At 70.4% G+C, this 20,505-nt stretch carries 16 protein-coding genes and 1 tRNA gene; 10 read left to right on the top strand and 7 right to left on the bottom strand.

The window, feature by feature from the left end:
* Window positions 1-2 precede the first annotated feature (2 nt).
* Window positions 3-908, top strand: coding sequence for an NAD(+) diphosphatase (nudC, locus tag ACFPIJ_RS37315; protein ID WP_380122680.1), 906 nt, complete (start codon window positions 3-5; stop codon window positions 906-908).
* Here nudC and ACFPIJ_RS37320 read toward each other — a convergent pair.
* Together ACFPIJ_RS37320 and ACFPIJ_RS37325 are read right to left on the bottom strand one after the other, a co-directional pair.
* The gene (locus tag ACFPIJ_RS37320) at window positions 889-1,500 is read right to left on the bottom strand and encodes a hypothetical protein (RefSeq protein ID WP_380122495.1); all 612 of its coding nucleotides are present in this window, start codon (window positions 1,498-1,500) and stop codon (window positions 889-891) included. The two genes, nudC and ACFPIJ_RS37320, sit on opposite strands and share 20 nt — an antisense overlap.
* Before the next feature lie 39 nt (window positions 1,501-1,539).
* The gene (locus ACFPIJ_RS37325; protein WP_033358418.1) at window positions 1,540-1,785 is read right to left on the bottom strand and encodes a mycoredoxin; all 246 of its coding nucleotides are present in this window, start codon (window positions 1,783-1,785) and stop codon (window positions 1,540-1,542) included.
* A 96-nt stretch (window positions 1,786-1,881) separates the two neighbouring features.
* On the opposite strand from ACFPIJ_RS37325, the gene ACFPIJ_RS37330 reads away from it, so the two are divergent.
* The 3 genes from ACFPIJ_RS37330 to ACFPIJ_RS37340 all read left to right on the top strand — a co-directional run bounded on the left by ACFPIJ_RS37330 (window position 1,882) and on the right by ACFPIJ_RS37340 (window position 5,183).
* A complete protein-coding gene (locus ACFPIJ_RS37330; RefSeq protein ID WP_380122497.1) occupies window positions 1,882-3,996 on the top strand; it encodes an ATP-dependent DNA helicase UvrD2 in 2,115 nt (704 codons plus the stop codon).
* Window positions 3,997-4,135: 139 nt separating this feature from the next.
* A complete protein-coding gene (locus ACFPIJ_RS37335; RefSeq protein WP_380122499.1) occupies window positions 4,136-4,681 on the top strand; it encodes a hypothetical protein in 546 nt (181 codons plus the stop codon).
* Window positions 4,682-4,799: 118 nt separating this feature from the next.
* Complete coding sequence (locus ACFPIJ_RS37340; protein WP_380122501.1) at window positions 4,800-5,183, top strand: WhiB family transcriptional regulator; 384 nt, start codon at window positions 4,800-4,802, stop codon at window positions 5,181-5,183.
* Between the two features lie 410 nt (window positions 5,184-5,593).
* On the opposite strand, the gene ACFPIJ_RS37345 is transcribed toward ACFPIJ_RS37340, so the two are convergent.
* The 3 genes from ACFPIJ_RS37345 to ACFPIJ_RS37355 all read right to left on the bottom strand — a co-directional run bounded on the left by ACFPIJ_RS37345 (window position 5,594) and on the right by ACFPIJ_RS37355 (window position 8,456).
* On the bottom strand, window positions 5,594-6,946 hold the full coding sequence (locus tag ACFPIJ_RS37345) for an ABC1 kinase family protein (RefSeq protein WP_380122503.1): 1,353 nt from the start codon (window positions 6,944-6,946) through the stop codon (window positions 5,594-5,596).
* Window positions 6,947-6,955: 9 nt separating this feature from the next.
* Window positions 6,956-8,023 carry a TOMM precursor leader peptide-binding protein gene (locus tag ACFPIJ_RS37350; RefSeq protein ID WP_380122505.1) on the bottom strand — a complete coding sequence of 356 codons (1,068 nt, stop codon included), beginning with the start codon at window positions 8,021-8,023 and terminating at the stop codon, window positions 6,956-6,958.
* A gap of 277 nt (window positions 8,024-8,300) precedes the next feature.
* Entirely contained in the window at window positions 8,301-8,456 is a 156-nt protein-coding gene (locus tag ACFPIJ_RS37355) for a DUF5679 domain-containing protein (RefSeq protein WP_425516560.1), read from the bottom strand.
* Between the two features lie 369 nt (window positions 8,457-8,825).
* Here ACFPIJ_RS37355 and ACFPIJ_RS37360 point away from each other — a divergent pair, with 369 nt between their 5' ends.
* Window positions 8,826-9,353, top strand: a complete 528-nt coding sequence (locus ACFPIJ_RS37360; RefSeq protein WP_203848002.1) for a M48 metallopeptidase family protein — start codon at window positions 8,826-8,828, stop codon at window positions 9,351-9,353.
* A complete protein-coding gene (locus ACFPIJ_RS37365) occupies window positions 9,350-9,952 on the top strand; it encodes a hypothetical protein (protein WP_380122507.1) in 603 nt (200 codons plus the stop codon). The genes ACFPIJ_RS37360 and ACFPIJ_RS37365 overlap by 4 nt, the downstream gene beginning before the upstream one ends.
* Before the next feature lie 413 nt (window positions 9,953-10,365).
* On the opposite strand, the gene ACFPIJ_RS37370 is transcribed toward ACFPIJ_RS37365, so the two are convergent.
* The gene (locus ACFPIJ_RS37370; protein WP_417323609.1) at window positions 10,366-11,754 is read right to left on the bottom strand and encodes a zinc-dependent metalloprotease; all 1,389 of its coding nucleotides are present in this window, start codon (window positions 11,752-11,754) and stop codon (window positions 10,366-10,368) included.
* A gap of 56 nt (window positions 11,755-11,810) precedes the next feature.
* Here ACFPIJ_RS37370 and ACFPIJ_RS37375 point away from each other — a divergent pair, with 56 nt between their 5' ends.
* From ACFPIJ_RS37375 to ACFPIJ_RS37390, 4 genes are all read left to right on the top strand, one after another.
* Window positions 11,811-12,836 carry a YlbL family protein gene (locus ACFPIJ_RS37375; RefSeq protein ID WP_380122509.1) on the top strand — a complete coding sequence of 342 codons (1,026 nt, stop codon included), beginning with the start codon at window positions 11,811-11,813 and terminating at the stop codon, window positions 12,834-12,836.
* A 61-nt stretch (window positions 12,837-12,897) separates the two neighbouring features.
* Entirely contained in the window at window positions 12,898-15,879 is a 2,982-nt protein-coding gene (locus tag ACFPIJ_RS37380) for a UPF0182 family membrane protein (RefSeq protein ID WP_380122511.1), read from the top strand.
* Between the two features lie 126 nt (window positions 15,880-16,005).
* Window positions 16,006-16,079, top strand: a tRNA-Met gene (locus ACFPIJ_RS37385).
* Between the two features lie 376 nt (window positions 16,080-16,455).
* Window positions 16,456-17,121, top strand: coding sequence for a sporulation protein (locus tag ACFPIJ_RS37390; protein ID WP_380122513.1), 666 nt, complete (start codon window positions 16,456-16,458; stop codon window positions 17,119-17,121).
* Between the two features lie 171 nt (window positions 17,122-17,292).
* Here ACFPIJ_RS37390 and ACFPIJ_RS37395 read toward each other — a convergent pair whose 3' ends face one another.
* A complete protein-coding gene (locus ACFPIJ_RS37395; RefSeq protein WP_380122514.1) occupies window positions 17,293-20,472 on the bottom strand; it encodes a GH92 family glycosyl hydrolase in 3,180 nt (1,059 codons plus the stop codon).
* Window positions 20,473-20,505 lie beyond the last annotated feature (33 nt).

A 20,505-nucleotide genomic window follows, 5' to 3' on the forward strand; every position in this document is an offset into this window, starting at 1 on the left:
AGGTGTCAGCCGCCCGGCCCGGCCCTCCGCTCGCGCGGGGGGCACTGGACCGGGCGGCGCACCGCCGCACCGACGCCGACTGGCTCGCCGAGGCGTGGACCCGCTCCCGGGTGGTCGTCGTCGACGACGGGCACGTCCTGGTCCGCGGCGACGACCCGCCGGAGCTGGTGCTGATCGACCCGGCCGACGCGCCGCAAGGGGAGCGGTTCTTCCTCGGCGAGGACACTGACGGCAGCGTCTACTTCGCGGTCGCCGCGGACGTGACGGTGCTGCCGGGCACGCGGCGGGCCAACCTGCGCCAGATCGGGCACGCGCTGCCGGACCTGCCGGCCGGGCTGTTCATCACGGCCGTCGGGCTGGCCAACTGGCACTCGCGGCACCCGTACAGCCCCCTCAGCGGCAAACTGACGGTCCCCGCGCAGGCGGGGTGGGTGCGGACCACCGAGGACGGCGCGGAGACGCTCTGGCCGCGCACGGACCCGGCCGTGATCATGCTGGTGCACGACGGTGTCGAGGGGCCCGACGGGTGCTGCCTGCTGGGCTGCAACGCACAGTGGCCGGCGGCCGGCGGGATCCGGCGCTACTCGACGCTCGCCGGGTTCGTCGAGCCCGGCGAGTCCGCGGAGATGGCGGTCGCCCGGGAGGTCCTGGAGGAGGTCGGCGTCGTCGTCGGCGACGTCACCTACGTGGCGAGCCAGCCGTGGCCGTTCCCCGGCTCGCTGATGCTCGGCTTCCACGCCACCGCGGAGGTCGGCGCGCCGATCGAGGTCGACCCTACGGAGATCCTGGAAGGGCGCTGGTTCTCCCGTTCCGAGATCGCCGCGGTGCTGGCCGGCGACTCCCACGCCTTCGGCCTGCCGTTCCCCGCGTCGATCGCGCACTACCTGATCACCGAGTGGCTCGGCTGATCGATTCGCGGTGCCACTGGGCGCACCAGCGGTCGAGGACCCCGGCGGCGTGGGCCGGGGTCACCTCGCGGATGTCATGGTCGATCTTGTGCGCGCTGAACGCCTGCGTCGGGTGCCAGCCCAGGTCGCGCCACAGCGCCTCCTCGGTCACCCCGCCGGCCGGGTCGACCGACCGGCGCAGCAGCGACAGCGGAGCCTCCAGGGTCGTCTCGCCGTCGAGCCGGACGAAGTAGGTGATGAGCACCCGCGGCGCCGGCGGCGGGCCGGCCCGCCACGCCGTCAGTGCGTCCTCGGTCAGCCTGGCGTCCGGCTCGGGCGCGGCCGCGCGGAAGCCGCCGCGCTGGATGTGCCCGAGGAGGTCCTCCTCGGGGGCGAGCCCGCGGTCGAGGACCTCGGCGACGAACCGGTCGGGCCACAGCCACAGCCCGTCGGTGTGCAGGACACCGGACCCACGCCCGATCGTGGTCCCGCCGGACAGATAGTCGGCGATGCGCCGGCGGCGTCCCGGGTCGGCCACCCTCGGCCGCTCGGGCGCGTGGTAGCCGCGTGGGTCCAGGGCGCCGCCGACGGCGAAGTCGCGAGCCACCCGCATGCCGGTCACCGTAGTGAGCCGGCGGCGCCCTGTGAAGGGTCAGCTACTGACCGCGTTGGCCAACTGCGCCTTGACCTGGACGATCGTCGGGTTGGTCAGGGCCGTGCCATCGTCGAACTTCAAGGTCGGCACGGTCTGGTTGCCGCCGTTGACGCTCTCCACGAACTTCGCCGCGGCGGGGTCCCGCTCGATGTCCACGACCTGGTACTGGATGCCCTCACGGTCCATCTGCGACTTCAGGCGGTGGCAGTAGCCACACCACGTGGTCGAGTACATCGTCAACATCGGGCGGTCTCCTCAGTCGGGGTATCGGTAGGCGCTGCCGGTTCTCGGTAGGTACTTCGGCGGAAACGTCATACCCGGCTGGAATGATGCCTACCTGTGGCGGACTCCTCAAACCCACTCGCAGGTCTTGACCCGGAGCAGGCGGCCGTGGTCACCGCTCCGGCCGGGCCCCTGTGCGTCCTCGCGGGCGCCGGCACGGGCAAGACCAGGGCGATCACGCACCGCATCGCCCACCGGGTCCGGGCCGGGCACGTCCGCGCCCAGCATGTGCTCGCCGTCACGTTCACCGCCCGGGCCGCCGCCGAGATGCGCGCCCGCATCGGCCAGCTCGGCGCCGGTGGGGTGCAGGCCCGCACGTTCCACGCCGCGGCGCTGCGCCAGGTGCGCTATTTCGCCCCGCGGCTCTTCTCCGGCCGCGAGATGCCCGAGCTGCTGGACAGCAAGGCCCGCCTGGTCGGCCTCGCCGCCACCCGGGTGGGTGTCAAGATCGACGGCACGGGCGCCCGTGACCTCGCCGGGGAGATCGAGTGGGCCAAGTCGTCGCTGATCGAGCCGGCCGACTATGCGGTCGCCGCGGCCAAGGCGCTGCGCGAGCCGCCGTTCGACGCGGCCAGGGTCGGCGAGGTCTACGCCGCCTATGAGCGGGTCAAGCGGGCGCAGGGCGTGATCGACTTCGAGGACATGATCCGGGCCGCGATCTGGGCCATGGAGGAGCACGAGGACGTCGCGCAGCAGATCCGCTCGCAGTATCGGCACTTCGTCGTCGACGAGTATCAGGACGTCAACCCGATGCAGCAGCGGCTGCTGGAGTCCTGGCTCGGCGACGGCGACGACCTGACCGTGGTCGGCGACGCGAGCCAGACGATCTACTCGTTCACCGGCGCCAGCGCGTCCTATCTCGTCGACTTCAAGCGCCGCCACCCCGCCGCCACCGTGGTGCGGCTCATCCGTGACTACCGGTCGACCCCGCAGGTCGTCGGCCTCGCCAACACCGTGATCGGCCAGGCCCGCGGCGAGCTGTCCCGGCTGCGGCTCGAGCTGATCGGCCAGCGCCCGGCGGGCCCCGAGCCGACCGCGCGTTCGTTCCCCGACGAGCCGCAGGAGGCCGCCGCCGTCGCCGCCCGCTGCCGCGAGCTCATCGCCGGCGGCACCCCGGCCGAGGAGATCGCGGTGCTGTTCCGGGTCAACGCGCAGTCCGAGGTCTACCAGGAGGCCCTGGCGGAGGCCGGGGTGCCCTATGTGGTGCACGGCGCCGAGCGGTTCTTCGAGCGGACCGAGGTCCGGCAGGCGATGATCGCGCTGCGGGTGGCGACCCGGTCCCTGCCGGCGGACGCGCCACTCGCGGAGTCGGTCGGCCAGGCCCTGGAAGGTGTCGGCTGGCGGCCCGCCGAGACCCCCGCCGGCGGTGCCGCCCGGGAGAAGTGGGAGGCGGTGGCGGCGCTCGCCGCGCTCGCCGAGAGCATGCCGGCGCTGTCCCTCGAGGCGTTCAACGATGAGCTGGCCCGCCGCGCGGCGCTGCAGCACGTGCCGACCGTCGCCGGGGTGACCCTGTCGTCGCTGCACTCCGCCAAGGGCCTGGAGTGGGACGCGGTGTTCCTGGTCGGCCTCGCCGAGGGCACGATGCCCGTCATCCACGCCCGCACGCCGGACGCGGTCGAGGAGGAGCGGCGGCTGCTCTATGTCGGCGTCACCCGGGCCCGGCACACGCTGTGGCTGTCCTATGCCGGGGCCCGCGCGCCCGGCGGCCGCCCCCGGCGGGCCAGCCGGTTCGTGCCCTTCCTGGAGCCGGGCCGGGCCTACGAGCCAGGCCGCCGCCCCGCCGGAAACGCGCGGCCGGGCATCGGCAAGGGGGAGGTCGTGGCCCGGGTGCGGCGCACCGTCGCCGTCTCGTGCCGGGTCTGCGGCGCCGGGCTGCTCAGCGGCCCGGAGCGCAAGCTCGGCCGGTGCGCGACCTGCCCGGCCGACCGCGACGAGGAGCTCCTCGCCAGGCTGCTCGACTGGCGGGCCCGGCTCGCCGCCGTGCAGAAGGTCCCGGCGTTCGTCATATTCACCGATGTCACGCTCGCAGCGATCGCCGAACGGCGCCCGGGACGCCGTGAGGAGCTCGCCGTGATCGCCGGGATCGGCCCCCGGAAGCTGGGGCTCTATGGCGACGACGTGCTCGCGCTGGTGTCCGGCAAGACCGTCGAGGACCTCGTCGGCAGCGACTGATTTCGATGCGCAAAAAAGTGACAAGAACTTTTCCCGGAAATTCGGTTGCCCTAGTCTGAAGTGGCGACATAGCCTGCGAACACGAACGCCGGAGATCCGGCAGTCGACCCATGACGAGTGTGGAGAGAAGGTGCGACCCGTGAAGCTCTATATCTCAGCCGAGCAACAGCTGGCGTTGCGCGCTCTCTGTGTCCCGTCCCCGGTGTCGACACGCCGTGTCCCGCCGCCGTCAGTTTCGGTCCTATGGCAGGAGTCTGCCGTCAGAGGCGCCTTTGCGGGCGTCGCTGCCGCGCCTGCCCGGGCCCGCAAACTGTCCGCCGCCGAGATGTCGGCCGTCTCCCTGATTCCGACCGCTGCCTCCGCTCCGGCTGCCGCCCCGTCCGCGTTCTCCGCGGTCACGGGTGGCGTCGCGGCCCTGGGCGACGTCGAGGTCGCGGGCGGCGTCGAAATCCAGGGCGGCACGGCGACCGGCGGCTCCATGGGCGCCGATCGTTTCGGCACCAGCGCCATGCAGCATGTCCGCACCGTTGAGCAGGTCCCCGCCGTTGGCGTGGCGCTGCTCGACCGGCGAGGAGTCCAGGTTCAGGGGACCAGTGGGCTCACCGCGAACGACAAGCACGACCTGACGGCTCCGAAGCCCAACGGCGGAGTCCGCGGCACACCACCTCGAGGCAGGCCGGTCTAACAGACCGACCAACCGGCTCACCTCGAGGCCGCGGAACCCGACACCGGGATCCGCGGCCTCACTTATTTGCACCGACGATCACCACCAAACGATCGAGAAACAGAAAGGGGTGACCGGGATGAGCCTGGCCTTGGCATCGCGCGATGTGCGCGTTGAGTCGGGTGTCGACGAGCGTCTCCTTGTCGCTGCGCGAGGCGTGAAGTCCGACCTGCCGTGCCGCACCTTCGACCCGGACCTGTGGTTCGCTGACTCGCCGGCCGAGCTCGAGCTGGCCAAGTCGCTCTGCGTGGAGTGCCCTCTGCGCGTCGAGTGCCTTGCCGGTGCGATCGAGCGCGCCGAGCCCTGGGGTGTCTGGGGTGGCGAGATCTTCGAGCGCGGTGCGGTGGTTCCGCGGAAGCGTCCGCGGGGCCGTCCGCGCAAGGAGGACGTCGCTCGCGACGCCGTCCTGCGGGTCGAGGTCGCCGCTCGTACCGCCGCCGTTGCCGCAACTGTGGCGGCCTGACATGAGCGCACATCCGTTGCCAGCCAGCCGAGGTCTGCGCGCCGCGCAGCCGACCCGGCTTCAACTCACCGAAGTTCGCACCATTCCTATGAGGAGCATTTCCGTGTCTTTGCAACTACTCCACGAAGCACTCTCACGAGCGCGAATGCGTCAGCCTCAGGCTGTACGTCACTCTGAGGCTTCTTCGTCCGCCCGTCAGATCGCGATGCGCGCCCGCCGTGAGCAGGAGCGTCAGCTGAGCCGACACTGATCCGAACCGCATGCGACAGGGCGGGCCTCCCGATCGGGGGCCCGCCCTTCGTGCTGCCGTAAAACTGCCATTGACGTCGTTGAGACGCGGGCGAGCCACGCCGGGGAGCGAGCCATCGGGCACCGGCATTGCCGGCGCCCTGCACTGTCTCCGCTTCGCGTTACTCGGCCTTGCGCCGGCGGGGCTTCTTCGCCAGGTCCTTCGGCTCCGCGAAGCCCGGCAGCCAGCGCTCGATGATCTCCCGGTACGGCGCCTCCGCCTCCAGCTGGCACAGCACGCCGATCGAGCCGAGCGTTACCCGGTGGGTCAGCATGTAGGACGGTGGGAGGTTGAGCTGGCGGCTCATCGCATAGGCCGGGCTCTTCGGGTTGGCGAGCCGGCCCGCCTCGGCGCGCAGCCACGCGCGGCTGAAGCGGAACTTCGGCTCCGCGACCGGGTCCAGCATCGGCCTGATGTAGCTCAGCACCGCCGCCGCGTCGATCTTCGCGTCGCGTTTGACGAACCCCTCGTCCTGCAGGCCGACGAGGACCGCTTCGGCGTCGCCGGCGAGGGCGAGCCGGGTCAGCCGGCCGATCACCTCGGGATGGCCGCCGGGGAGGCGGGCGACCGCACCGAAGTCGAGCACCCCCAGCCGCCCGTCGGGCAGCATCCGGAAGTTGCCCGGGTGCGGGTCGGCGTGCAGCAGCTCCACCCGGGCGGGCGCGGAGAAGTGCAGCAGCGCCATCCGGGTGCCGGCGGTGTCGCGCTCCTCAACCGTGCCGGACGCGATGATCGTCGACAGCGGCACGCCTTCGATCCACTCCGTGACGAGCACCCGCGGCGAGGACTTGAGGACCTGCGGCACGCAGATGTCCGGGTCGCCGTCGAACGCCGCCGCGAACGCGCGCTGCGAGGTCGCCTCCAGCTCGTAGTCCAGCTCCTCGGTGACCCGGTCCCGGATCTCCTGCACGAGCGGCTTCACGTCCAGGCCGGGCTGGATCGCCTTGAACAGCCCCGCGAACCGGGCCATCTGGTTGAGGTCGGACCGCAACGCCGCGCCGGCGCCCGGATACTGCACCTTCACCGCCACGTCGCGGCCGTCGGCCCAGACCGCGCGGTGGACCTGGCCGATGCTCGCCGCGGCGGCCGGTTTGTCGTCGAACTCCTTGAACAGGTCCCGCCAGTCCTCGCCCAGCGACTCGTGGAGCACCTTGTGCACACTGGCGGCCGGCAACGGCGGTGCGGCCTCCTGCAGCTTCGTCAGCGCCGCCCGGTAGGGCCCGGCGAGGTCCTCCGGCAGCGCGGCCTCGAAGACGGACAATGCCTGCCCCATCTTCATCGCACCGCCCTTGAGCTGCCCGAGGACGCTGAACAGATGCTCGGCGGTGCGGCGCTGGACGTCGGCGGACACCACGTCGGCGGCCATGCCGGTCACGCGCTTGCCAAGGCCGAGCGCGGCCCGCCCGGCCAGCCCGAGAGGCAGCGACGCCAGTCGTGCGGTGCGGGCGACGGCGCTCTTGGGGATCTCGGTCACACGTCATTCTTACCCGTTCATGGCGGTACGACGACGGCGACGGCAGTCACAGCGGGGATGTGCCACCCATTCCCGCCGTCTCAGCTCACCGGCGCGGGGTATCTCGACGATCGCCGCCTCGGTCCGCGACGCCGTCCCGTCGAGGAACGCGAGCACCTCGTCGGCGGCGAACGCGACCCCCGCGAGGGCCGTCGCCGACGCACACGGCTCCCCGTCACCGGGCGGCGCCGTGGCCAGCTGCGCGGCGAGCACCGGCCAGATCGGGTCCCGGTCGCGCCGGTGCAACTCCAGGCAGGCGCGGCACGGCGAGCCGGCGGGGCGCACCAGAGGACCGACGAGCACCGTGCCGAGCCGCACGGTCAGCTCCAGCCGCGGCAGGCCCGCCAGCCGCAACCCCCGCTTGGCCAGCGCCGGCGGGTGCCGGTCGCCGACCCGCACCACGAGGTCGACGTTGTCCGTCCGGGCCGCTGACAGGTCCGCGCCCGGGGCGAACCTGGCCACGGCGCTGCCGGTCGCGACCGCCCTGGACACCCCGACGTCGTCGACGTGCAGACCGCCGACCAGGACGTCCGCGGCCCCGGTGACCCCGTCGACGACCGGGTCGACGTGACCGACCCCGCTGGCCGCGAGCAGTGCCGCCAGCGGAGCGAGCAGCGGACCGTCTCCGGCCAGGACGACGCGGGAGGTGTACCGACGGCGCAGCACGTCAGCAGGAGCACCAAGGCTCCTCGACGGCTCGGTGCGCAGCCGCAGCGCGATCGCGGCGGCCTCGACGCTCAGCCGGCGGTGCACCCGCTCGGGCAGGCCCACCGGGACCAGCGCGTGCGCGGCGACGACGAGACCCACGTCCCGCAGGGTCTGCACGAGGCCGAGCACCTCCGCCGAGGCCAGCCCCAGCGCCTCACCGGCGGCGAGGACCGCGGGCTCGGTGTGCGCGCCGTCCAGCAGGTCCAGCACCCGGGCCAGCTCCGGCCGCCGCAGGTGCAGCACGACGGCGCCGGCAGGGTCGGTGCCGAGCTGGACGGTGGACGCGTCCCGCCACAGGCGGCGCAGGTTCGGCAGGAGTGTCGGTCGCATGACCGGCGAGACTGCCACCGGCGCGGACTCCGGCCGGGGTGGTTGTCCACAGGGATATCCACCGCCGGCCGGACTTATCCACAGCCAGCCGCCGAGTTGTCCACAGCGAAAGGTGCAAACGCTTCATACCGCGCGGGCCAACCTTGCTGCTCTGAGCGCGACGATCTCGGGGCTCACGCGCCGGGCGGGGGGCGGCGAGGAGCCGATGTGTACGGCCCGGTGACGGCGGCCGTGCCTGCCTGCGTGTTTGCGGTTGTGCCTGCCCTACGTCCGGTGGTCAGGCCTTGCCGAGGATCCGGTTGACCGTCGTGCCACAGACCGGGCAGGCGCCCTTGGCCATCTTCATGCCCGTCTTCGAGATCGCGATCTCGCCCTCGAAGTCCCGCTTCTCCTTGCACTTGACGCAGTAGCCGTTGTACGTCTCGGCCACGATGCCCTCCTCATCTCGGTCCGGTGCACGCACCGGTGCTGACCAGCTAGGTCGACGTGGTGAGTGTGCCTTGTCGGACACTCGGGGAAAGTGCGGTAAGACGGGACACGCCGAGCGTAATCGGAAGATCTTCCTCTAACCGCACGCTACACACTATGCACAGGCTGGGGATAACTGTGTGGGCAACGGTGTGGGTTGCTGTGGATGAAATGCCGCCGAGTGGCCCTACCAGGCCCGACGACCGGAGGAATCTTTCCGGCGAGCCACCACGAATGGGTGACATACGGGCGGCCTCCGCGAGATTGGGCCTTGCGGAGGGATGGCCGTTTCCAGCTAGCGTTCCTCCGTGAGCGGTACCCTGAGGGGGCCGGCATGACGACGCGCAAGCCGGTCATCGAGGTGCGGCGCAGTAAGCGCCGCCGTCGCACGGTGTCTGCCTACCGTGATGGTGAGCGGGTCGTCGTGCTGATCCCCGCGCAGTTCTCCCGGGCGGAGGAGCGCGAGTGGGTCGATCGAATGCTGGAGCGCCTCGCCGTCCGCGAACAGCGGGCCCGACGCACCGACAGCGAGTTGACGGCCCGCGCGCAGCGTCTCGCCGCCCGCTACCTGCCCGACCATCCGCACGCCGCCCGGCCGACCAGCGTGCGCTGGGTGCAGAACCAGAACGGGCGCTGGGGGTCGTGCACGCCGGCAGACGGTACCATCCGGATCTCGCACCGGGTTCAGGAGATGCCGGACTGGGTGATCGACTACGTGCTGCTGCACGAGCTGTCACACCTGGTCATCGCGAACCACAGCGCCGCCTTCTGGGCGCTCGTGGGCCGCTATCCGAAGTCGGAGCGGGCGCGGGGGTATCTTGAGGGGGTGTCAGCGGCAGCAGGTCTTGGGATCACTGAATGACCGATCCGGCTGTCTCGGCGGCGGTGATCGTGCTGCTCGTGCCGACCCCGTGGTCGCCGCCCGGCATCGACCCGTCCTCATGGCGGGCCGCCCTCGCCGAGGACGTCGTCGACCTGGTCGCCCCGCTGCCGCTCATCCAGCCGGCGATCGCCGCGATGGCCGCCGACCTGCCGCTCGCCGCGAAGATCGCCTGGCCGAGCATGCCGCGGTACGAGCTGCCGTCCCTGTCGATCCGTGCCGCCCTGTCGGCCGCCGCCGCCGACGGTCACGAGCGGGCCGTGGTCCTCATGGCCGACGCCCCCGACCTCCCGGCGATGCTCATCGGCAAGATGATCCGCCCGCTGTCCACCAGGACGGTCGCGGTCGCCCCGGCCGCCGGCGGAGGCCTGCTGGGCGTGGCGTGCCGCCTGCCGGTGCCCTCCTGGCTGCCCGACCTCGACCCCGAGACCGGCGATGTGGTGACGGCCCGCCGTCCGGCCCCTGAGCCGACGATGGTCGCCGCTGCCCCGGGCTGGCACCGCCTGCGCGGCCCGGAGGATCTGCGGCATCTGGACATGGGCCTGGACGGCTGGGACGCCACCCGCTCGCTGCTCTCCTGACCGACCGGGCCGGTAGGCGTGAATTCCGGCCGGCGGGCGCGCGATCGTGGAACTTCCACGGGAGCGGGTCGCGTGATCGGCGCTTCGCGCACGTTCCGCCCGGATTTGATCTTGCGGCGTTGATCGAAGGGCGTCCCTGGCCGCTCGCACGGCCATGACGCGCCTTCGATCCCCAGCAAGATCAAATCCGTCGGCGGAACAAGCCCACAAAACGCGCGATCCGGACGCACCGGGAACCCCGCCCCGAGCCACGGGCCGCGCCGGCTGGTGGCCATGAAACCGCCAGTGGTCATGGAACGCCGGTGGTGTTCCGTGGCCACGATCGGACTCGCCGCGCCGCCAGGAAGCCGCCGCTGCGACGGAGTGGGACGGCGCGGGTGCACCTGGGTTCGTCGGTGTCGACGGCGGAGCGGTTACTCCTTCGGAGTGTCGCCGTCCGCCGGGGTGTCGCCCTCCTTCGGCGCCTCACCGGTGCCGGTCTCGTCGCCGAAGCCGAGGTCGCTCAGGTCCAGCTGCGTCCGGGCGAACAGGTCCGGGTCCGCGAACGCCTCCTCGTCGGGCAGGAGGTCGGGGTGGTCCCAGAGCGCGTCGCGGCCCGCGACGCCGCGGTGCTCGGCCAGGGCCGCCCACAGGGCCGTCGCCTCGCGGAGGCGGCGGGGGCGCAGCTCGAGGCCGACCAGGGCGGCGAACGTCTGCTCGGCCGGCCCGCCCGCGGCCCGGCGGCGCCGGAAGGCCTCGGAGAGGCGGACCATGTCGGGGAGCCGGTCGCCGGCGGCGCGGTCGACGACGTGGCAGACCCAGCCCTCGATGAGGGCGAGCGCGGTCTCCAGCCGGGCCAGGGCGGCCCGCTGCTGCGGGGTGTCCTCGGGCGTGAAGATGCCCTCCAGGACGAGCTCCTGCGGGTCGTTGCCGAGGGTCGCGGGGTCGATGCGGCTCATCGCCTCCTCGATCGCCTCGCGGTCGACGTGGATGCCCGCGGCATACGCCTCGACGGCGGCGAAGACGTGCCCGCGCAGCCACGGGACGTGGCCGAAGAGGCGCTGGTGGGCGGCCTCGCGCAGGGCGACATAGAGGCGCACCTGGTCGTCGGGGATCTCCAGGCCGCGGCCGTATTCGGCGATGTTGGCCGGGACGAGGGCGGCGGTGCCGGCGGGGCCGAGGGGCAGGCCGATGTCGCCGGCGGAGAGGACCTCGGCGGCGAGGGAGCCCAGGGCGGTGCCCAGCTGGCCGCCGAGCAGCGCGCCGCCGAGCGACGCGACCATGGAGGTCATGGGGCCCATCTGGGCGCGCATCTCCTCCGGCACCAGCTCGGTCATCGCCGACACCATGCGGGCGGCGACCGGATCGCAGAGCTTGCGCCAGACGGGCAGCGTGGTGTTGAGCCACTCGCCGCGGCTCCAGGCGGCGGTCGACCGCACGCCGGAGGGCAGCGCCGACTCCGGGTCCAGCCACAGGTCCGCGAGGCGGAGCGCCTCGATGACCGCGGCCCGCTCGGCCGTGGTGACCGACGGGTCACCGACCGGCTTCGCGGCGTCAGGATCGTCGGTGTTCGCTGGTGGCGTAACCGCGACGCCCGGCATGGCGAAGCCGACGGGGAACTGGGCGAGGCCGCCGGCCGGTCCGCCGCCGGTGAGGTGGGCCTGGGCGAGCTGACGTGCCAGATCCCAGTTGACCGGGCCGCCGCCGGGCGTGGCGAACATTTGCTGCAGCTGGCTCAGGAATTGCTGCATCTGGCGCGGATCGTTGGGATCCGGCACCTCGCCGCCGGGCGGACCGAAGCCGAACGGGATGTCTGCGGGCATGTCCCAAAGGTACTCGCTTCCCATGCATGAAAACTGAGAGCGCTAGGCTCGCCGCCATGAGACGTCGTGGCGTGACCGTGTTGGTCGGCGCGTTGCTGCTGCTGTTGCTGTCCTGGCAGACGACCGTGCTGAAGGTGCCCTACGTCGAGATGGGGCCCGGTCCGACCTACAACACGCTCGGCGCCGGCGACGACGGCAAGCCGATCATCAATGTCACCGGTGCGCCGGTCACGAAGTCGGCCGGCCAGCTGCGGATGACCACGGTGTCGGTGCAGCCGCAGATGACACTGCTCGAGGCGATGATCGGCTGGTGGCAGAAGGACCGCGCGGTGGTGCCGCGTGAGTTGATCTACCCGCCGAACCGCACGGAGCAGCAGGTCGAGGAAGACAACAAGAAGGACTTCCAGGCGTCGCAGTCCTCGGCGGAGACGGTCGCGCTGCGTAAGCTCGGCTACCCGGTCCTGGTCGCGGTCGACGAGGTGTCCGCGGGCTTCCCGGCCGAGGGCCAGCTGCAGAAGGACGACGTCATCACCGCCATCGACGGCACCGCGGTGACGTCGCTGCCGACGCTCACCGAGCTGGTGCGGGCCAAGCCGGCCGGGACCGAGCGGCAGGTCGAGTTCACCCGCGGCACGGAGAAGCGCAGCGCCGCCATCGCCACGAAGGCCGGCGACGACGGCAACCCGCGCCTCGGCGTGACGGTCAAGTCGTCGCAGCCGCACCCGTTCCAGCTGTCGATCCAGCTGGACCGCATCGGCGGGCCGTCGGCGGGGCTGATGTTCACGCTCGGCATCATCGACACCATCAAGGACGAGGACCTGACCGGCGGGATCATCATCGCCGGCACGGGCACCATCGACGACGAGGGCAACGTCGGGCCGATCGGCGGGATCCCGCAGAAGCTGGTCGCGGCGAAGGCGGCGAAGGCGAAGGTCTTCCTCACCCCGGCGGCCAACTGTGCGGAGGCCGTCGCCAATGCCCAGTCGGGCCTGCCATTGATCAAGGTCAGCACCGCCGACGAGGCGCTTGCCGCGCTCGAGCAGTTGCGGGCCGGTCAGACGCCACCCGTGTGCAGTAAATGACTACGCTGAACGAGTTTCCATACGCGAACGGGCGGAGCCGACCGTGGTAATGCGTAATCCGATGACCAGGGTGAGCCGACGCGGTCGGGTCACGATCGTCGTGCTGGCGGTCGTCTTCCTGCTCTTCACCCTCTTCGACCGGGTCGTCGGGGCCTGGGCCGACTACCTGTGGTTCTCCGAGGTCAAATACACCGGCGTCTTCTCGACGGTGCTCACGACCCGCCTGTGGATGTTCCTGATCTTCGGGGCGGCGGTCGGGCTGACCATCGCGGGCAACCTCTACCTGGCGTACCGGACCCGTCCGCTGCTGCGGCCGCACTCCGCCGAGCAGCACGCGCTGGACCGCTACCGGCTCTTCCTGCTGCCGCACATGACGATCTGGGTCGTCGCCGTCGCCGGGCTGATCGGGCTGTTCTCCGGGCTGTCCGCGCAGGGGCACTGGCAGGAGTGGCTGCTGTTCAGCAACAGCACGCCGTTCGGGCAGACCGACGCGCAGTTCCACGTCGACCTGAGCTTCTACGTGTTCGAGTATCCGTTCTGGCGCTACGTGCTGGGCGTCGCCTTCACCGCGGTGGTCTTCTCGCTGCTCGGTGCCCTTGCCCTGCACTACCTCTTCGGCGGCGTCCGACTGCAGGGTGCCGGCGAGCGGATGACCACCGCGGCGCGCGCCCACCTGACCGCGCTGGTTGCCGCGTTCGTGCTGCTCAAGGCCGCCGCGTACTTCCTGGACCGGCGCGGGCTGCTGCTGGACAAGTTCCCCACCCAGGACCTGTACGGCGCCGGATACACCAACGTCAACGCGCTGCTGCCGGCGAAGGAGATCCTCGCCTGGATCTCGATCGTCGTGGCGATCGCGATCCTGGTGTTCTCCAACGCGTTCATGCGCAACCTCGTGTGGCCCGGGCTGGCGCTCGGCCTGCTGGCGCTGTCCGCGGTCGCGGTCGGCGGCATCTACCCGGCCGCGGTGCAGTCGTTCACGGTGAAGCCGAGCCAGCTGCAGAAGGAGGCGGAATACTTCCAGCGCAGCATCGACGCCACGAGACTGGCCTACGGGTTGAACACCGTCCAGGTCAAACCGTATGCGTCGAGAGAACAGAAACCACCGACGAACCTGCCGTCGGTCGACGAGACGGTCGCCAACATCCGCCTGCTGGACCCCACCGTCGTCGGTGAGACCTACACGCAGCAGCAGCAGGTCCGCGGCTTCTACGAGTTCAACACGAAGCTCGACATCGACCGGTACACCATCGGCGGCAAGACGCAGGACTACGTCGTCGGCGTCCGTGAGATCAACTACGCGGGGCTGCAGGAGAACAACTGGCAGAACCGGCACTCGGTCTACACCCACGGCTACGGGTTCGTCGCCTCACCGGCCAACCAGGTCGTCTGCAACGGCCAGCCGTACTACGTCTCCGGCTTCCTCACCGAGCAGACCAAGCCGGTCGGCGACCAGGGTCAGCAGTGCGCGTCCACGACCGACCAGATCCCGGTGAAGGAACCGCGGATCTACTACGGCGAGCAGATGGGCGACGTCTACGCGGTCACCGGTCGCATGGCCGGCGGCAGCGGCGCCGAGTACGACCGCCCCACCGCCAACGCCGGCGACTCGTACAGCAGCTACGAGGGCTCCGGCGGGGTCGCGGTCGGTTCCTACTGGCGCCGCCTGCTCTACGCCGCCTACTTCCGCGAGACGAACTTCCTGCTCTCGGACGTCTTCAACGACAACTCCAAGGTGCTGTACGTGCGCGACCCCGAGGACCGGGTCCGCAAGATCGCGCCGTTCCTGACGCTGGACAGCGACCCGTACCCGGCGGTCGTCGACGGCAGGATCCAGTGGATCGTCGACGGCTACACCACGTCGGCGACGTACCCGTATGCGCAACGCATCGACTGGAACACCGCGATCCAGGACTCCTCGACCAACAGCCGGATGTTCCCCGAGCCGCGCCAGGACGTGTCCTACCTGCGCAACTCGGTGAAGGCGACGGTCGACGCGTACACCGGCGAGGTCAGCCTGTATGCCTTCGACGAGAGCGACCCGATCCTGAAGGCGTGGAACAAGGCGTTCGGCAACAAGCTGGTCAAGCCGCGTTCGGCGATCTCGGCCTCGCTGATGGACCACCTCCGCTACCCGGAGGACCAGTTCAAGGTCCAGCGTGACCTGCTCAGCCGCTTCCACGTCACCACGCCGAACGGCTTCTTCTCCGGTCAGGACTTCTGGGAGGTGCCGAAGAACCCGGCCAACCCGACCGCGGACCAGCCGCCGTACTACATCGTGGCCAAGCTGCCCAACCAGGACCAGTCCCGGTTCCAGCTCACGACGGCCCTCGCACCGCGCAGCCGGGGCAACCTGGCGGCGCTGATGTCGGCGTCCTATGTCGACGGCAAGCCCGTGTTCGAGATCCTGGAGCTGCCACCGGACACGGCGACCCTCGGCCCGGCGCAGATGCACAGCGCCATGACCGGTATCGCCGACGCCAGACGCGAGATCACCCAGTTCAGCTCGAACAACTCCGAGGTCATCTACGGCAACCTGCTCACCCTGCCGGTCGCCGACGGCATGCTGTACGTCGAGCCGATCTATCTGCGGACGAAGAGCGACAAGACGTTCCCGACGCTGCAGAAGGTCCTGGTCGCCTACGGGCCGAACTACAAGGCCTACGCCAACAACCTGGCCGACGGCCTCGCCGAGCTGGTCAAACAGGCGACCGGTCAGGCGCCGGTCCCGGGCACCGGCGACACCACCGACCCGGGCACCCCTTCCACGGGTGGTAACCCCGGCGGCTCGCCGCAGGTGCAGGACGCGATCGCGGCCATGAACAAGGCCCTGGCCGACCTGAAGGCCGCGCAGATCTCCGGGGACCCGGAGGCGTACGGCCGGGCGCTCAAGGCCCTGCAGGACGCGATCGGGCGCTACGAGGCGGCGGTGAAGGCGGCGACACCGACCCCGTCGGCGAGCACCTCACCGGGCGCGCAACCCAGCACGTCGACGAGCGCCAATCCGTCGCCGACGGTCACGGTGTCGCCCGCACCCTCCGGTTGATCGACGAAGGGGGCCGCCGCAGCTCGCGTGCGGCGGCCCCCTTCACGACCGGCGGTGACGCCGGACACGGTCACCCGTAAGCGATTTGGAACTCCCCACAACCGTGCGCTAACCTAAACAAGCCGACGCGGGGTGGAGCAGCTCGGTAGCTCGCTGGGCTCATAACCCAGAGGTCGCAGGTTCAAATCCTGTCCCCGCTACAACCTTGAGAGGCCCCTGCTTCGCGGCGGGGGCCTCTTGCCATTCAGGTTTCCGCGTTCTTCGCGCTCGGCTTCGCCTTCGCTCCCCGGTGGGGGAGCTTCGCTCCACCCACACCCCCTCAACGCGGTTGCGGCGCTGTTGTCTGGGGACGGTGCTGCTCGCCTTCGGCTTCGCCTTTGCTGGGGTGCTTGCTCGGCTTCGCCTTTGCTTCGCGGTGGGGGAGCTTCGCTCCACTCGGATCACCAGCGGGGGGTGGGTGGTGATGCTTGTTTGGGGGGATCTGTGGGTGGGGTGAGCTGGGGGAATGGTGGGTGGGAGGGGTGGACCGTACAGTGGCACGTGTTGGTGTCGAATTGTGGTGGCGAGGAGCATCGGGTGTACGGATCGGCGATGCTCGACGAGCGTGGGGTGCGGCCGGGGACGATGGCGGCGGGGCAGGTTCATCTTGGTGGGGGGCGGGAGGACCTGGTTGTCGAGGCGGTCGTCGTGACGCTCATGACTGTGGTCAGTGGGGTTGAGGTGGACTTCCTGCGGGGGCAGCTGTCTGCTGGGTTCACGTTGCGGGCGGGGCGTGGCCGGGCGATTCCGTTCGAGCAGGCTGTGCCGTGGGAGACGCCGTTCACGCAGTTCGCGGGGGTGCACCTGGCGGCGGTGGCGGTGCGGGTGCGGACCACGGTCAGGGTCGGCGGGGAGTGGCGCGACGTCGGGGTGGACCCGGTGACCGTGCACCCGACGGTGGCGCAGTGGCGGGTGCTTGATGCGGTGCGGGAGCTCGGGTGGAGCTTCGAGCACAGCGAGGTGCGGCAGGGGACGGTGCCCGGGGTGCGGCAGAGCGACCCGTTCCTGCAGTGGTTCGACTGTGTGGCGATGCACGCGTCCGGTCCGCTGCGGCTGACGACCGTTGCGAATCCGGTCGGCGCCGACGTGTTGCTCGATGCGGGGCGGGACGGGCAGCACCGGTTCGCGGTGCGGCACGACGACGAGACGACGGATCTTGCGGCGCTGATCGAGGACCGGCTGACGCCGACCCGCGTGCGATAAGCCGACAAAACCGACAAGCCGGCAACCGACAAGCCGGCAACCGACAAGCCGGCAACCGACAAGCCGGCAACCGGCAACCGCAACCGGGAAACCGGGAAACCGAAAAGCCGGACAGAGGCGCGAGGGCGGCCACCGGAATCGGTGACCGCCCTCGACATCAGTGCACGAGCGTCAGGCGAGCAGTTCGAACTCCGCCAGCTGGGTCTCGGCGGCGCCGTGGTTGGCGGTGATCTGGATCCGGTAGCGGCCGTAGGCGGTCGTGTTCGGGATGACGAACGCCCTGGTCTGGCGCCGGTCGACGAAGTCGATGTTCGTTCTGGTGTCGACCGTCGTCCACGTGACGCCGTCGTTGGAGCCCTGCACGACCCAGTTCTTCGGATCGCGGCCGGGGACGTCGTCGGCGGAGGTCAGCGTGTACTGCTTGACCGTCGCCGAAGCCGTCAGCTGGCAGGTGATGGTGGCGGTGTTCGCGAACGCGAGCCACTTCGTCATCGACGTGTCGTCGACGAGCATGGCGCGGCCCTCGGCGGTGCCGTTCTCCGCGGTGGCGGTGACGGTGCTGCCGGTGGCCCGGTCCTTGAGCTGCACCGGCGCCGCGGTGCCGGTGGTCAGGGAGCCGGGGATGTCGGACGCGCCGGTGCCCCACGAGGACGGGTTCGGGCCCATCACGAAGTTCAGCGTGCCGCCGGCCAGCAGGTCGGCGTGGGTCAGGTAGTTCTTCGTGTAGGTGACGCCGTTGAGGGTGGCGCTCTGGATGTACCGGTTGGTGTCGCTGACCCCGGGTGCGTTGACGACGAACGTCTTGCCGTTCTCCAGCGACAGGGTCGTCTTCGGGTGCAGCGGCGCGCCGATGGTGTAGTCGGTCGAGCCCATCCGGGCCGGGTAGAAGCCCGCCGCGGAGAAGACGTACCAGGCGGACATCTCACCGTTGTCCTCGTCGCCGAGGTAGCCGTTGCCCGTTCCGGCGCCGGAGTTGTACAGGGTGGTCAGCACCCGCCGGACCTGGTTCTGCGTCTTCGCGGGGGTGCCGGCGTAGTTGTACATGTAGAGCATGTGGTGGATCGGCTCGTTGGAGTGCGCGTACTGACCCATGTTGGTGTCGTACGCCTCGGACATCTCGTGAATCGTCCCGCCGTAGCAGCCGGGCAGGAAGTCACGGGACGCGGCGAGCACCGAGTCGATCTTCGCCGACAGCTGGGTCTTGCCGCCGTAGAGGTTGGCCATGCCGTTGGGGTCCTGCGGCGCCGCGGTCGCGTAGTGCCACGGCGCGCCCTCGGTGAACTCGCAGCCCCACTCGTTGGGCTTGAAGTTCGCGTCGGTGGTGCGCCACGAGCCGTTGCTCTGCTTGCCGCGGAAGAAGCCGACCGACTGGGAGAACAGGTTCGTGTAGTCGAGGGCCTGGTTGCGGAAGTACGCGGCGTCCTCGGTGTAGCCGAGCGCCTGGCCCATCTGGGCGATGCCGAAGTTGTTCGTGGCGTCCTCGAGGGTCCACGCGGCCGACTCGCCGAGGACGTCGGTGGCGACGTACCCCTTGAAGACCGAGGTCTGGATGCCCTTGCGGCCCTTGTTGCCGGCGCCGGAGTAGGTGCTCGCGTTCTTCACCATCGACGCGTACGCCGCCTGGTAGTCGAAGTTGCGCACGCCCTTCATGTACGCGTCGGCGAAGGCCAGGTCCTGGTTGGTGCCGACCATGATGTCGATCGAGCCCGGCCCGGTCCAGCGCGGCGTCCAGCCGAAGTTCTTGTACGCGTTGACGATGCCGTCGAGCATCTCACCGGTCTTCGTCGGCGCGAGCAGCGTGTACAGCGGCCACACCGCGCGGGACGTGTCCCAGAAGCCGTTGTTCACGTACATCTGGCCGTCGTGCACCGTGTTGTCGTAGGGGCTGTGGTACTTGCGGACCCCGCCGACGATCTCCGAGCGGTTGTTCGGGTACATGAACGACCGGTACATGTTCGAGTAGAACGTCGTCATGCTGTCGCTGCCGGCGCCTTCGATGCGGACCTTGCCGAGCGTCGAGTCCCACAGGGTCGCGGCCTCCTCGCGCACCGTGTCGAAGCTCTTCGAGCCGACCTCCTGGCTGAGGTTGGCGGTGGCCTGCGCGACGCTGATGTAGGAGGTGCCGATCTTCAGGGTCACCTGCTCGTTGGCGGCGGTGGCGAAGCGGACCCAGCTGGTAGCGCCCTGGCCGGTGATGTTGCCCGAGGCGGCGATCGCCTTGTCCGTGGTGGCCGAGATGTACAGCGTCTGGCCGCGGTGGTTGATCGAGCCCTGGATCGTCCGGTTGGCGTTGTTGACGGTGAGCGAGCCGCTGGCGCTGTCGACGGTGTCGAACAGGATCACCGACTCGGCCGCCGACGGGAACGTGAAGCGCATGACGCCGGCGTGGTCCGTCGGCGTGATCTCCGTCGTGATGCCGTACGTGCCGAGCTGGGTCTTGTAGTAGTGCGCCTTCGCCACCTCGTTGGCGTGGCTGAAGGTCGACTTGCGCGAGTCCGGCGTCGACTTCACCGCCCCGGTCATCGGCATGACCTGCAGCTGCGCGTAGTCACCGATCCACGGGCTGGGCTCGTGGCTGATCGCGAAGCCCTGCACGGTCGTGGCGTTGTACTCGTACAGCCAGCTGTCGTTGTTGCCGTTGGTCACCGGCGTCCAGAAGTTGAAGCCGTTCGGGACCGTGGTGCCGGGGAACGTGTTGCCGCGCGAGTAGCTGAAGCTCGAGTTGGAGCCGCGCCGCGTGTCGACGTAGTCCGACAGCCGGCCGGCCGTGCCGCCGTCGGCCGTGATCTGGATGTCGTCGAACCAGCCGCGGAACAGGCCCGTGTTCAGCGGTTGGTCGTAGGCGACCATGATCCGGTCGATCGTCTTGCCGGCCCGGACCGCGCCGATGTTCGACGTGACGAAGTTCCAGCGGTCGAAGCCGAGGGTCGAGCCGTTGCCCTGGAACGTCGGGTGGACCCGCACGCCGTACTGGTCCACCGCGCCCGAGTCGCGGAGGTTGGTGCCGTCGGTGAACATCAGGTCGACGGCGACGTCGAGATGGCCGCCGGACTGGGGGTACACCCAGTAGGACAGCGTGCTGGCCGCACCGACCGGGATGTCGACGTCGAAGACCCGGTTGTACGAGAAGGACGTCGTCGCGCTCAGGTCGTTGCCGGAGTACAGCAGCGCGGTCGTCCCGGTGTGGGCCGTCCCGGTGCCCGGGATGCTCTCCATGCCGGTCAGCGAGCAGCAGTAGCCGCCGATGCCGTTGCTGTTCTCGACGCTGTTGGTCCAGGTCGGCTGCGGTTCGCCGGCCTCGAAGCCGGTCGACCAGTCGCCGGGGGCGGCGGCCGCCGGCTCGGTGGACACGGTGGCGCTGATCAGGCCGGCGGCGAGGGCGAC

This window comes from Dactylosporangium cerinum (assembly GCF_042653625.1).
GTDB classification, from domain to species: Bacteria; Actinomycetota; Actinomycetes; order Mycobacteriales; family Micromonosporaceae; genus Dactylosporangium; species Dactylosporangium cerinum.